Source organism: Planobispora longispora (assembly GCF_016863135.1).
In the GTDB taxonomy this organism is placed as follows: domain Bacteria; phylum Actinomycetota; class Actinomycetes; order Streptosporangiales; family Streptosporangiaceae; genus Planobispora; species Planobispora longispora.
Genome location: NZ_BOOH01000057.1, coordinates 11,551 through 24,364, shown reverse-complemented (window position 1 = coordinate 24,364; position 12,814 = coordinate 11,551). Strand labels below are relative to the sequence as shown.

The 12,814-nt window shown below is 75.6% G+C and carries 3 protein-coding genes; all 3 read right to left on the bottom strand.

The genetic code is table 11. The features are described from left to right. Window positions 1-157: 157 nt before the first annotated feature. The 3 genes from Plo01_RS32925 to Plo01_RS32915 are packed head-to-tail and all read right to left on the bottom strand — an operon-like array spanning window position 158 to window position 12,597. Window positions 158-5,713: a type I polyketide synthase gene (locus tag Plo01_RS32925; protein ID WP_203894657.1), complete on the bottom strand. Its 5,556-nt coding sequence runs from the start codon at window positions 5,711-5,713 to the stop codon at window positions 158-160. After that, window positions 5,710-11,259: a non-ribosomal peptide synthetase gene (locus Plo01_RS40655; protein ID WP_239317535.1), complete on the bottom strand. Its 5,550-nt coding sequence runs from the start codon at window positions 11,257-11,259 to the stop codon at window positions 5,710-5,712. The genes Plo01_RS32925 and Plo01_RS40655 overlap by 4 nt, the downstream gene beginning before the upstream one ends. 27 nt (window positions 11,260-11,286) lie before the next feature. Next, complete coding sequence (locus Plo01_RS32915; RefSeq protein ID WP_203894656.1) at window positions 11,287-12,597, bottom strand: thioesterase II family protein; 1,311 nt, start codon at window positions 12,595-12,597, stop codon at window positions 11,287-11,289. Window positions 12,598-12,814 lie beyond the last annotated feature (217 nt).

The window sequence follows — 12,814 nt, the reverse complement described above, 5'->3', positions numbered from 1 at the left end:
CTCCCGAGCCGCTTCCGGGTTCCGGGGAACGCCGCGCAGAGCGTCTCCCGGAACCCGGAAGAGCCGGAACCCGAGCCCGAGCCCGGGCTGAGCCCGAGCTGAGCCCGAGCCGGAGCCGAACCCGGGGGCGGGACCCGCCGGGCTCAGCTCCCCGTGCTCAGTTCGTCGAGACGGTGCGGGGCTGGCGGGTGATGCCCGTCATCGGGGCCTCGTCCTTCGCGGCGGCGTTCCCGCGCATCTCCTCGACCAGGGCCGCCATGCCCGTCACCGTGGGGACCTGGAACAGAGTGCGCATCGGCAGCCTGACCCCGGCCTTCTTCCGCAGCAGCGCGATGAGCTGGACCGCGACGAGCGAGTTCCCGCCGAGTTCGAAGAAGTCGTCCTCCACGCCGACCCGGCCCGCGCCGAGAACCTCGCCCCAGAGACCGGCGAGCATGCTCTCGGTCTCGTTGCGGGGCGCGACGTAGCCGTCCGCGTTCCCGGCGGCGTCGCCGGCCGCCAGGTCGAGCTGCTCGGCGACGCTCTCCTGGGTCAGCTCGCGCACGCCCGCCACGAACTCCGCCAGGTCGGTCGCGTTGACGACCACCTGCGTCCCGAACTCCCCGGAGCCCGTGGCCAGCAGGCGGCGGAAGGCGTCGGCCCCGGCGTCGGGCGAGATCCCGCGCCGGGTCCCCTCCAGGTCCACCGCCGCCCCGGCCGCGGCGGACTCCTCGGCCACGACGGGCTGCTCGGACGTCTCCTTGGCGCCCTCGCCGACCGTCGCGGCGACGGCACCCCTGTCGACCCGGCGGAGCACGAAGTCGGAGATCTCGGCGAGCACGCGGCCGTCGTCGTCGTAGAGCGCCAGGTCGACGGCGAGGATCTCGCCTCCCCCGGTGTCGCGGTGCCGGGCGTGACTCCAGATCCGCTCCGCGAGGGGCGCGTGCACGGTGATCCGGCCGTAGCCGAGCGGCAGATAGGAGTGCTCGCCGGAGGCGCTGACGAACGCGGTCGCCTCGTCGAGCAGGGCGGGGTGGAGCCCGAACCGGCCGAGCTCGGCCGCGGTCTCGGGAGCCGCCTCCAGCCGGGCGAGCTCCTCTTCCCGCCCCAGGTGCACGGCGCGCAGGCTCCGCCACCGGGGCCCGAAGGCGACCAGGCCGGACGCGGAGGCGAACAGGTCCGCCGCGCCGTCGCGGGAGCCGTACGGGAAGCGTCCGCGCAGCTCGGCCAGGTCGGCGGTCTGCGCGTCCGACGGGACCCACGCCGCGCCGCCCCTGGCGTGCGAGCGGGTCGTCCCGCCGACGACGCTGACCACCTCGAAGTCCACACCGTCCCCGCCGGGCGAGAACAGCACCCGCAGTTCGGCCGCGGCGCCCTCGGCGACCGCCAGCGGCGCGACGAAGGCGACGTCGCGCAGCTCGACGGCGTGGCCGGGTCCCGGGGCGGGCACGGTCGTCTCGAAGGCGTGGCGGACCGTCTCCAGGTAGCCGGTGCCGGGCAGCACCGGTTCCCCGGCGACGCGGTGCTCGGCCAGCAGCCAGTGGGTGTCCGGGGAGACCGTCCCGGACACCCAGGGCAGCCGGTCGTCGGATTCGTGCCGGTGGGTGAGCACGGGGTGGTCCAGCGGGGTGACCCGGTCGCCGCGCTGCAGCGCCCGGAAGGCCACCGGCGCGGCGACCTCGGCGGCCATGCCGACCTCCAGCCAGGCGCCCCAGTTGACCGAGAGGACCCGGCCGGGCCAGGTCTGCGCGTAGGCGTCGAGGAAGTTGTTGGCGGCGCAGTAGTCGACCTGGCCGAAGCCGCCCGCCACCGCGGTCACCGAGGAGCACAGCACCACGAAGTCCAGGTCCAGGTCGCCGAACGCCTCGCGGAGCGCGATCGTGCCGGCCAGCTTGGGCGCCATCACCCGTTCGGCCTCCGCCCGCTCCTTGACCTCGGCCATGCCGCCGCCGGGCAGGCCCGCGGCGTGCACGATGCCGTCGATCCGGCCGAACCGCGCAAGCGCCTCCTCACGGGTGCGGCGCATGTCCGCCGGGTCGGTCACGTCGGCGGCCAGCACGAGCACTTCGGCCCCGGCCTCCTCCATCCGGCGGACCGCCGCGACCGCCCGGGCGGTCCGGTCCGTCCCGCCGCCGAGCGCGTCCCACTCCTGCCGCGGGGGCAGGCCCGATCTGCCGAGCAGGACCAGCCGCGCCCGGACGCGCCGCGCCAGGTCCTCGGCCAGGGTGACGCCGATCCCGCCGAGGCCGCCGGTGACGAGGTAGACGCCGCCCTCGCGCAGCCCGGCGGGCGGGCCGTCCCGGTCGGGCCGGGCGGTCACCGGCACCGGCTCGTAGCCGCGGACCCAGCGCCGCCCGGAGCGCAGCACCACCGGCGAGGGCGGCGTGCCCTCCTCGGGCGCGTCGAGTTCGGGATCGCGGGCCAGCTCGGCCAGGACGGGGCCGAACGCGTACGGCGCCGCGGGCCCGCCGGGGTCGCCGGGGTCGCCCGTTCCGGGCCGTCCGGCCTCCAGGTCGATGTGGCGGACCGACAACCAGGGCGCCTCCAGCGGGACGACCTTGGCGATCCCGGCCACCGTCGCGTGCTCGGGACGGGTCAGGTCGGGGCCGAGCACGCCCTGCGTCCCGGCGGTCAGCACGTCCAGGTGCACACCGGACTCCCGGTCGGCCGCCGACAGCGCCTGGACCAGGGTGAGCAGGCTGAAGAAGCCGAGGTCCTGGGCGGTCAGGGTCTCGGCCGCGTCGCGGGCGGGCGCGCCGTCGAGCGCCCAGGCGTGGACGATCCGTCCCGGCGCGCCGGTCTCGGCGATCAGCGCCTCGTAGTCCTCGCGGACCCCGGGGCGGATCGTGAACCCGCCGTCCGCGCGGCCGTACTCCCGGCCGGGGGCGACGGTCAGCACCTCGGTGCCGGCCGCGCGCAGCGCCGCCGCCAGCGGGGCGGCGGACGGCCCGGCGAAGAGGAGGCAGCGGTCCGGCCCGTGCGCGGCGGCCGGCGGGACGGGCTCCTGCCGCCAGGCGGGGAGACTGAACCACTCGTCCACGGGGAGCGCGCCGGTGCGCGGCGGCAGCGGGTAGACCAGCTGCGGGTCGGGCAGGATCGGCACCCAGTGGTGGGAGCGCTCGAAGGGGTAGCCGGGCAGCGGGACGCGCCGCCCGGGGATGTCCGGGGCGCCGGTGTCGAGCGGGATCCCCGCGGTCCACAGCGCGCCCGCGGCGGCGTAGAGCACCTCGGCGTCGGTCTTGGGGTCCGCCGGACCGGGCAGGCTGGCCAGCGGCGCGGGCGCGCCCTGCGGCAGCTGGGTGCGGGCCAGCCCGGCCAGCTGGCGGCCGGGACCGCACTCGACGAGCCGCCACTCCCCCTCCGTCAGGAGGGTCGCCACGCAGTCGCCGAACCGGACCGCCTCCCGCAGGTGGCGGGTCCAGTAGGCGGGGTCGGCGGCCTCCTCGGCGGTGATCCAGGCGCCGGTGACGTTGGACAGGAAGGGCAGGGCGGGGACGCCCCGGGGGGTCGCGGCGACGATCCGGTGGAACTCGGCGAGGATCGGCTCCATCATGGCCGAGTGGAAGGCGTGCGAGGTGCGCAGCATCGTGCGTCCCACCCCCTGCTCCGCCAGCCGTTCGGCGTACTCCTCGACCAGGCCGGTCGGTCCGGCCACGACGCAGGTCCCGGGCCCGTTGACGGTGGCGACCGACAGCCCGCCGGGCAGGCTCCCCCGGACCTCGGCCTCGTCCAGGCGGACGGCGAGCATCGAGCCCGGAGGCATGCTCTGCATCAGCCTGCCGCGGGCGGCGACCAGGCGCAGCGCGCCGGGCAGGTCGAAGACCCCGGCGACGGTCGCCGCGACGTACTCGCCGATGCTGTGGCCGATCATCCCGTCCGGTTCGACGCCCCAGGAGCGCCAGAGGCGGGTGAGCGCGTATTCGATCGTGAACAGGGCGGGCTGGGTGAGGGCGGTCTGCCGGAGCCGCTCGTCGGCGGCCTCCCGCTCGCCGTCCGCGGGGAAGAGCAGGTCGCGCAGGTCGAGGCCGAGCTCGTCGCGGAGGAGGGCGGCGCACTCGTCCACGGCCTCCCGGAAGACCGGCTCGGTGCGGTAGAGCCCGGCGCCCATCCCGGCGTACTGCGCGCCCTGGCCGGAGAAGAGCCACGCCACGCGCGGGGCCGTGCCGGCCGTGCCCCGGATCAGGCGGCGGGGGTCGGCGAGCGCGGCGGCCGCGTCGGCGACGTCGGTGGCGGCCACCGCGGCGCGGTGCTTCATCTGCTTGCGCCCGGTGCGCAGGGTGAAGGCGACGTCGGCCAGGTCCAGGTCCGCCGCGCCCGCCAGCCGGTCGGCGAGCCGGCCGGCCATGGCCTCCAGCGCGGAGGAGGTGCGGGCCGACAGCTGGAGCAGGTGGACCGGGCGCTCCGGCCGGGGGGCGGGGTCCACGGGCGGGGCCTGTTCGAGTACGGCGTGCGCGTTGGTGCCGCCGATGCCGAAGGAGCTGACGCCCGCCCGGCGCGGGAGGTCGCCGGTCTCCCACTTGGTGAGGGCCGACACGACGTGGAAGGGGTTCTCGCCGAAGCCGATCCGGGGGTTGGGGCGCTCGTAGTTGAGGTTGGGCGGGATCATGCCGTGCTCGATCGACAGGACCGTCTTGATGAACCCGGCGATGCCCGCGGCGGGGCCGAGGTGCCCGATGTTGGTCTTGACCGAGCCGATCCCGCACCAGCCGGTCTCGTCGGTGTCCCTGGAGAACACGCTCGACAGGGCCGCCACCTCGATCGGGTCGCCCAGGGAGGTGCCGGTGCCGTGCGCCTCCACGTAGGTGACGGTGCGGGGGTCGACGCCGGCCAGGTCGAGGGCCTGGGAGACCGCGACGGCCTGCCCCTCGACGCTCGGCGCGGAGAAGCCCATCTTGGTGGCGCCGTCATTGTTGATCGCGTTGCCGACCACGATGGCCCGGATGTGGTCGCCGTCGGCGAGGGCGTCGGAGAGCCGCTTGAGTACGGCGACGCCTCCGCCGCCGCCCCAGATGGTGCCCGCCGCGGAGGCGTCGAACGCCCGGCAGTGCCCGTCGGGGGCGTAGATGCCGTCCTGGTGGTACTGGTAGCCCCACTCGGGCGGCATCTCGATCGACACGCCGCCGCTGAGCGCCGTGTCGCACTCGCCGGACCGCAGCGCCTCGCAGGCCACGTGGATGGCCACGAGGGACGAGGAGCAGGCGGTGTGCAGGGTCAGGCTGGGACCGCGCAGGTCGAGCTTGTAGGAGACGAAGGTGGACAGGTAGTCGGAGTGGTTGCCCGTGTAGATGGCCAGGTTGCCGACGGAGGCGTGCGTCTTGCGGTCCCTGCGGATGAACATCCACTGGTACTCGTCGGAGCCGATCGCCCCGTAGACGCCGATCGCCCCGGGGTAACGCGCGGGGTCGTAGCCGGCGTCCTCCAGCGCGCTGTGGGACAGCTCCAGGAACATCCGCTGCTGCGGGTCGCGCACCTGCGCCTCACGCGGCGACATGCCGAAGAAGGCGGCGTCCAGCGCCCCGTAGTCGTCGGCGATGGACGCCGCGCGCACGAAGTTCGGATCGTCGAGGAGATAGTCGGGCACGCCGAGCGCGGCCTGTTCCTCACGGGTGTAGAACCTGACCGACTCCACGCCGTCGATGAGGTTGCGCCAGAACGACGGGACGTCCGGGGCGCCCGGCATCCTGCAGGCGAGCCCGACGACCGCGATCGGCTCGACCGCATATTCCTCGGTCATTCCTCATTCTCCTGTCTCCCGGCCGGATACGGCCGGCGGGATGGTGCCCTGTGGGACGGGGTCCGGGCCTGCCTCGCGGCGATCCGCCGGGAGGCCCGCTCCGGGCCCTGGGTGCGCTCCGCGCCGTCGAGGTGCGCGGCGAGAGCGCGGACTGTGGGGAAACGGAACAGGTCCACGATGGGTACGGCGCGGCCGAGCAGCGCGGACAGGCGGGCCTGGACCTCGGCGGTGGCGAGCGAGTGCCCGCCGATCTCGAAGAAGTTCTCTCCGGCGGAGATCCTCGGCAGCCCGAGCACCTCCCGCCAGACGCCGGCGACGAGGCGTTCGACGGCGCCGGCCGGCTCGTCGGCGCGCGTGCCGGCCGGGCGGGGCGCGGGCTCGGGCAGCGCGGCCCGGTCGACCTTCCCGTTCGGGGTGAGGGGCAGCGCGGGCAGCAGGATCACGTCGGCGGGCAGGGCGTGGGCGGGCAGCCGCTCACCGAGGTGGCGGCGGAGGTCGGCCGCCCGCACGCCCGGCCCGGCGGGGACGGCGTAGGCGCGCAGCACCGGCCCGCCCGGCCGGTCGGCGGCGGCCGCCGCGGCGGCCCGGACCTCCGGGTATTCCAGGAGGGCGCCCTCGATCTCACCCAGCTCGACGCGGTAGCCGCGGATCTTGACCTGCCCGTCGCCTCTTCCGGCGAGCACCACCCGCCCCGCGGGGTCGTACCGGCCCAGGTCTCCCGTCCGGTACCGGCCTGTCTCCCCGTCCGCCTCCACGGTGAAGCGCTCCTCGGTGAGCCGCTCGTCGAGGTAGCCCTCGGCCAGCCGGCGGCTCCGGATCACCACCTCGCCCAGCTCCCCCACGGCGGCCGGCAGGCCGTTCCCGCCGAGCACGAGCAGTTCCGCGCCGCCGACCCCGTGCCCGACCGGGACGGGGTCGCCGTGATCGGCGTGGCCGTCGTGGTCGGGCGAGGCGCCCTGGTCACCGGGGATGTCATAGCCGCCGGGGATGCCGTAGCCGCCGGGGGTTCCGTGGTCGTTGCGGAGTGGGCGGGTGCCGTGGCCTACGCGGTTGTCATGGACGTCACGGACATCGTGGACGTCACGGACGTCACGGGTGTCGCCCGTGATCTCGAAGACCGCCTGGATCTGGGGCGTCTCGGTGGTTCCGTAGGCGTTCGCCAGGCGCGCGCCGGGCGCGACCCGCCGGAACCGGGCGGCCTGCGCCCAGGTGAGCCGGTCCCCGCCGAACACGGCCAGCCGCAGGTCCGGCAGCCGGATCCCGGCGGCGGCGACGATCATGGCCAGCTGCGGGGTGAGGTGGGCGACGGTGACGGCGCGGTCACGCAGCCACGTGGCCAGGCGGGCGGGGTCGCGGATGTCCTCCTGGCCCGGCACGTGGAGCAGGCCGCCCAGGACGAGCGGGGTGAAGGCGTCGCGGAGCAGGGGGTCGTGCGCGAGCCCGGCGAGCAGGGCGAACCGGTCCTGTCCGGTCAGGCCGTACGCGCCGGGATACCAGTGGAGGAAGTCGGCGAGCGGTCCCTCCGCCGCCCGCACGGGCTTGGGATCGCCCGTGCTGCCGGAGGTGAAGGCGAGGTAGCCGCGCTCCCCCGCCGGGACGGCCGGCCCGGATCCCGTGCCCGGTGACGGTCCGGATCCCCTACCCGATGCGGGCGGCCCGGATTTCCCGGACTCCCGCCCGGTGTCCGCGCCCGGTCCCGTCGTCGGAGTCCCTTCCGGCGGGAAGATCCGCACCGGCGGGAGTCCGGCCAGTTCGGGCGGCGGGGCCGTACCGGGGCAGCACAGCAGCGCGCGGGCGTCCACGGCCGCCGCCTGGGCGGCCAGCCGGGCGGGAGGGAGGGCCGGATCGAGCACGGCCCAGCGGGTTCCGGCGGCCAGCACCCCGAGCAGCAGGGCGGGCAGCTCGCACCGGCGGTCGGCCAGGACCGCGACGGCCTGGCCGGGGGCGGCCACGGCGGCGGTGGCGGCGGCGGTCCGCGTCACCAGGGCGGCCAGCTCGCCGTAGGTCAGCTCGCCGCCCGCTCCGGTGACCGCGACCCGGTCCGGGTGCTCGGCCGCCCTCGCCAGAACGCGTTCCACGACGCCCTCGACGCCCGCGGCGGCCGGACGGGCCGGGGACCCGGCCGCGGCGCCGGCATCGGAGCCGGCGGACGGGACGGGCACGTCGCCGGGCAGACGGATGCCCGGCGGGCGCATCGGCGCGAGCCGTACCGGCGACTCCGGGGTGGCGACCAGTTCGCCGAGCAGACGGACGTATCCGGCCAGCAGTGCCTCGATCCGCTCCGGCTGGAACAGCCGGGGGTTGTACACGGCCTGGAACGCGTAGCCCCCGCCACGCTCGCCGACGTAGAGCGTGAGGTCGAACAGGGAGCCGGGCAGCCCGGGCGGGAGCGGGCGGGCGATGATCCCGGGCAGGTCCAGGGCGGGTCCGGTGAGGTCGTACATGTTGAACAGGACCTGGATCAGCGGGTTGCGCGACAGGTCGCGCCCGGCGCCCAGCCGGTCGACGAGGCGTTCCAGGCGGACGTCCAGGTGGGCGAGGACGTCCGACAGCTCACGGCGGCAGGCGGTGACGTGGTCGGTGAACGCCGCGTCGTCCGTGACCGCCAGCCGTACCGGGAGCACCTGGACGAGGCAGCCGATGAGCGGTTCGAAGGCGGGATCCCGGCGGTCGGCGACCGGCGTCCCGACGACCATCTCGGCCTGGCCGGTCAACCTCCGCATGACCTGGGCGAACGCCGCGAGCATCACGGCGTACGGCGTCGCGCCCAGCCGGGCGGCGAGCGCGCGGATCCGTGCGCCGGTCTCCGCGTCCGCCCCGGCCCGGGCCGACGCGCCCTCGAAGGTCTGCACGGCGGGTCGCGGGAGATCGCGCGGCAGATCCAGGACGGCGGGCGCCCCGGCGAGACGGTCCGCCCACCAGCCGAGGGAGGCGGCGTCCTCCCGCCCGGCGAGCCAGGCGGCGTAGTCGCCGAAGGCGGTGACGAGCGGGTCCAGAGGCTCGCCGCGGTAGGCGCGCGCCAGGTCGGAGCAGAGCACGTCCTGCGACCAGCCGTCGAACACGATGTGGTGGGCCGTGACGGTGAGCACGTGATCGTCCGGCGCGAGCCGGAGCAGCCGCGCCCGCCACAGCGGCCCCGCCGCGAGATCGAAGGACGTGCGGGCCTCCGCCTCCAGCCACGCCGCGACCCCGTCCGGCACGTCGCCGTCCAGATCTGCCCCGGTCCGCACCCCGGAGTCACCGTCGAACCCCGCACCGGCCCTCGTCCCCGGGATTCCGCCGTCCGGCCCCGCCCCGGGGTCACCGTCGAACCCCGCACCGGCCCTCGTCTCCGGGACTCCATCGTCCGGACGCGTCACACCGTCCGGGGAGAGGGCTGCCAGGTCGTCGATCGGCAGCGCGACCTCGCCCGGAGGATCGACGGCCACGCGCGGGACGCCCGCGGACTCCTCGATCCGCCAGCGGAGCACCTCGTGCCGGGCGGCGACCGCCGCCAGCGCCGCGCGCAGGGCCGTGGTGTCGAGCGGGCCGGTCAGCCGCTGGGCCATCGCGATGTTGTGCACGGGGGTGCCGGGGGCCAGGCGCTCCACGAACCACATCCGCCGCTGGGTGGCGGAGAGCTCGGGCACGGCCCCGGCCGGGACGGCCGCCACCGGCGGGGCCTGCTCCGCCCGGCGGGCGATGCCCTCGACGGTGCGTCCGGCCAGCACGTCCTCGACGGCGATCTCCCGGCGCAGCGCGGCGCGGAGTCCGGCGACCAGGTGCATGGCGAGCAGGGAGTGACCGCCCGCGGCGAAGAAGTCGTCGTCGAGACCGGGTTCGCGCACCTCGAACGTCCTCGCCCAGACGGCGGCGACCGCCTTCTCGATCTCGCTCAGGGGAGCCCGCCCCCGGCCGGACAGCTCTCCGGCCGAGGTCCCGGGCCCCGGCTCCGCGGCCGGGCGGTCGTCCCCGCCGCCCGAGGCACGGAGGCGGTCCAGGTCCACCTTGCCCGCCACGGTCAGCGGCAGCAGCGGCAGGCGGACCACCCGGGTGGGGACCATGTAGGCCGGGAGTCTGGCCAGGCAGTGGTCGCGGACCCCGTCGGGGCCGGGGGCGGACTCGGGCGCCAGGTAGGCGGTCAGCTCGGCCAGCCCACCGGGTCCCGCGGCCAGGTCCACCACCGCGTGGCGGACGTCCGGGTGGGCGCGGAGCACCGACTCGATCTCTCCGATCTCCACCCGCTGGCCCTGCACCTTGACCTGCCGGTCCAGCCGTCCGAGGAATCCGATCCGCCCGTCCGGCTCCAACACGACGCGGTCGCCGGTCCGGTAGAGCCGGGAGCCGGGCGGGCCGTAGGGGTCGGCGACGAACCGTTCGGCCGTCGGGCCGGGCCGGTCGAGGTAGCCCCGGGCGAGCTGGGGACCGCCGATGCACAGCTCCCCGGGCGTGCCCGGCGGGCAGGGGGCGAGCCGGTCGTCGAGGATGTGCGCGGTGCAGCCGGGCAGCGCTCGGCCGATCGGCAGCGGCCGGTCCCAGGCGCCGGTCAGCTCGCCGCCGACCACGCAGACCGTGGTCTCGGTGGGGCCGTACCAGTTGTGGAATCGCCGCAGTCCCGGCCGTGCCCAGCGGGCCACCTGCTCGGGGCCCGCCGGTTCCCCCGCGGTGAGCAGGTCGCGCAGCGAGGGCAGCCGGTCCGGGTCGAGCAGCGGGAGCAGGGCGGGCGGGATCGTCCCCCAGGTGACCTCGTGGCGTTCCAGGAACCGCTGGAGCCGGACCGGATCGACCCGGTCCCCGTCCGGGACGAACATCACCGAGCCGCCCCTGGCCAGCGGGGCGAAGACGTCGAGCACCGACACGTCGAACCCGAGCGCGGCGAAGCCGATGCTGCGGCACGAGGAGTCGAGGCCGAACAGCTCGCCGGCCATCCGGACGAAGGACACGGCGGCGGCGTGGGCGACCACGACGCCCTTGGGCCGTCCGGTGGATCCGGAGGTGTACAGGACGTAGGCGGCGTGCCCGGGGAGGGGCCCGGGAGGGTCACCGGGCGATCCGGCCGGACTGCCGGAGGCGGCTGAAGCCGCCGACCCCCCTGCGCCGCCAGGACCGTCCGGAACAACCGGAACGCCCGCGCCAGGAACGACCGGATCGGCCGTGCCGGCTGATCCGGCGGTGCGCGCTCCCAGCAGCCGCAGCGGGCGCCCCGGGCGCATCCCGGCCAGCAGCTCGTGTCCGGCGGCGTCGGCGACGACCGTGCCGATTCCGGCGTCCTCGATGATCGTCAACAGCCTGGCGGGCGGATGCGACGGGTCCAGCGGCACGTAGGCCCCGCCCGCCATCATCACCCCCAGCACCGATACGAGGAGGTCGGGCGTGCGGCGTCCGCAGACTCCGACCCGGGTCTCCGGGCGGACGCCCGCCTCGCGCAGGCGGGCGGCCAGCGCGCCCGCGGCGTCCGTCAGCTCGCGGTAGGTCAGCGTCCGGTCCCACTGCCGGACGGCCGGCGCGTCCGGCGTGCGGATGCTCTGTTCCATGACGAGGTCGTGCAGGAGCTGCCCCGAGGTCATCCGCCCACCCTTTTTCTCACCGCTCCCTCATCGTCCGGTCCACAGGTGGGCTCTCAGCCGCATCCGGTCGCGCGGCGTCGCGATCGCCGCGATCGCCTCGCCCAGCGGCGTGGGCAGGGACAGGTGGGTGATCCACCAGCCGTCGCCCACGTGCCACGGACCCGGGGCGGCCAGGTCCGGGAACCCGGTCCCGGCCAGGTCCCGCGCGCCCGCCTGGAGCAGCGCCCGCCGGGCCGTCCCGGCGCGGAGCGCCAGCCAGGGCCGGTCCTCCTCGGCCGCGTCCGCTATCTGCTCCCACTCCCCCGGCCCGAGCCCGGCTCCGGAGGGGGGTTCCCACGGCTCCCCGGCGCCGTCGTCCGGCGCCCGCGTCTCCAGCCGCGCCACGGCCACCCCGACGGCGCCGTCCCGGACGACCGCCTCGGCCACCAGGCCGTCCGCCCGGTCCGCGGACCGGGAGAGCCGTTCCGCTCCGTCGCCGGGCGGCCTCCGGGAGTCGTCCGCGGGCCCGTCCGCATCGCCGGGAGCCGCCACGGAACGGTCCCCGCCGGGGGACACGCGCAGGTGGATCTCGTCGTCCTCCATGGACGGAGATCCCGCGTCCGGGTCCGGCCGCCCGGAGAGGTCCTCGGCGATCAGCCGGGCGAGGTCCGCGGGCGCGTCCTTGAGGAAGAAGTGGCCGCCGCGCAGGGTGCGCAGGCCGAATCCGGCGCGGGTGTGCCTGGCCCAGCCGAGCATGTCGGCCGGCGGCACCTCGCCGTCGTCGAGGCCCGCGAACGCCACCACGGGGATCTCCAGCGGCGGCCCGGGCGCGTAGCGGTAGCTCTTGATCCAGGCGAAGTCCGCCCGCAGCACGGGCAGGAGCAGTTCCCGCAGCTCCGGAAGGTCCCTGAGCTCCGCCGGGGCGCCCGCGCGCCGGATGAGCTGGTCCACGAACGCGTCGTCGGGCAGGTCCGCCGCGGCGGCCAGCGGCACCCGCCGGTCCGGAGGGTGGGCGGCCGCGGCGTAGAGCCGCAAGGGTGGGGGCAGTCCTCTCCGGCGCAGCTCGCGGGCGACCTCGAAGGCGATTCGCGCGCCCATGCTGTGCCCGTAGAGGGCGTACGGCCGCCCCGTGCGCGGGGCGATCTCGTCCACGATCTCCGGCACCGAGAACTCCGGTGGCTCGGTGATCCGGTTCTCCCTCCCGGGGAGCTGGAGGGGGACTATTTCCACGGTGTCCGAAACGCCGCGGAGACCGTGGTAGGCGCCGGCCGCTCCTCCCGCGTAGGGAAGGCAGAACAGCGTGGGGTGAACGGGCGGCGAGGGGGATGGTCGCGTCATCGAGAGGGGCTCGATCGCCATCTGACGGGCGCTCCTCTGCGGGGCCGTGCTGCATCGGACGGTTCAGAGAGAGACAGGCTGAAAGGGAAGCGGGTTCAGAGGGATTTAATCCATACGACAAATCACCTTATATCTACCGGTCCAAGGCAGCGTCAACACAGATTAAGACCGAAAAATATTCATAATTTCGGACATCCCAATCTATAAGTCATTCATTTATGACATCCTTTCGATCTCG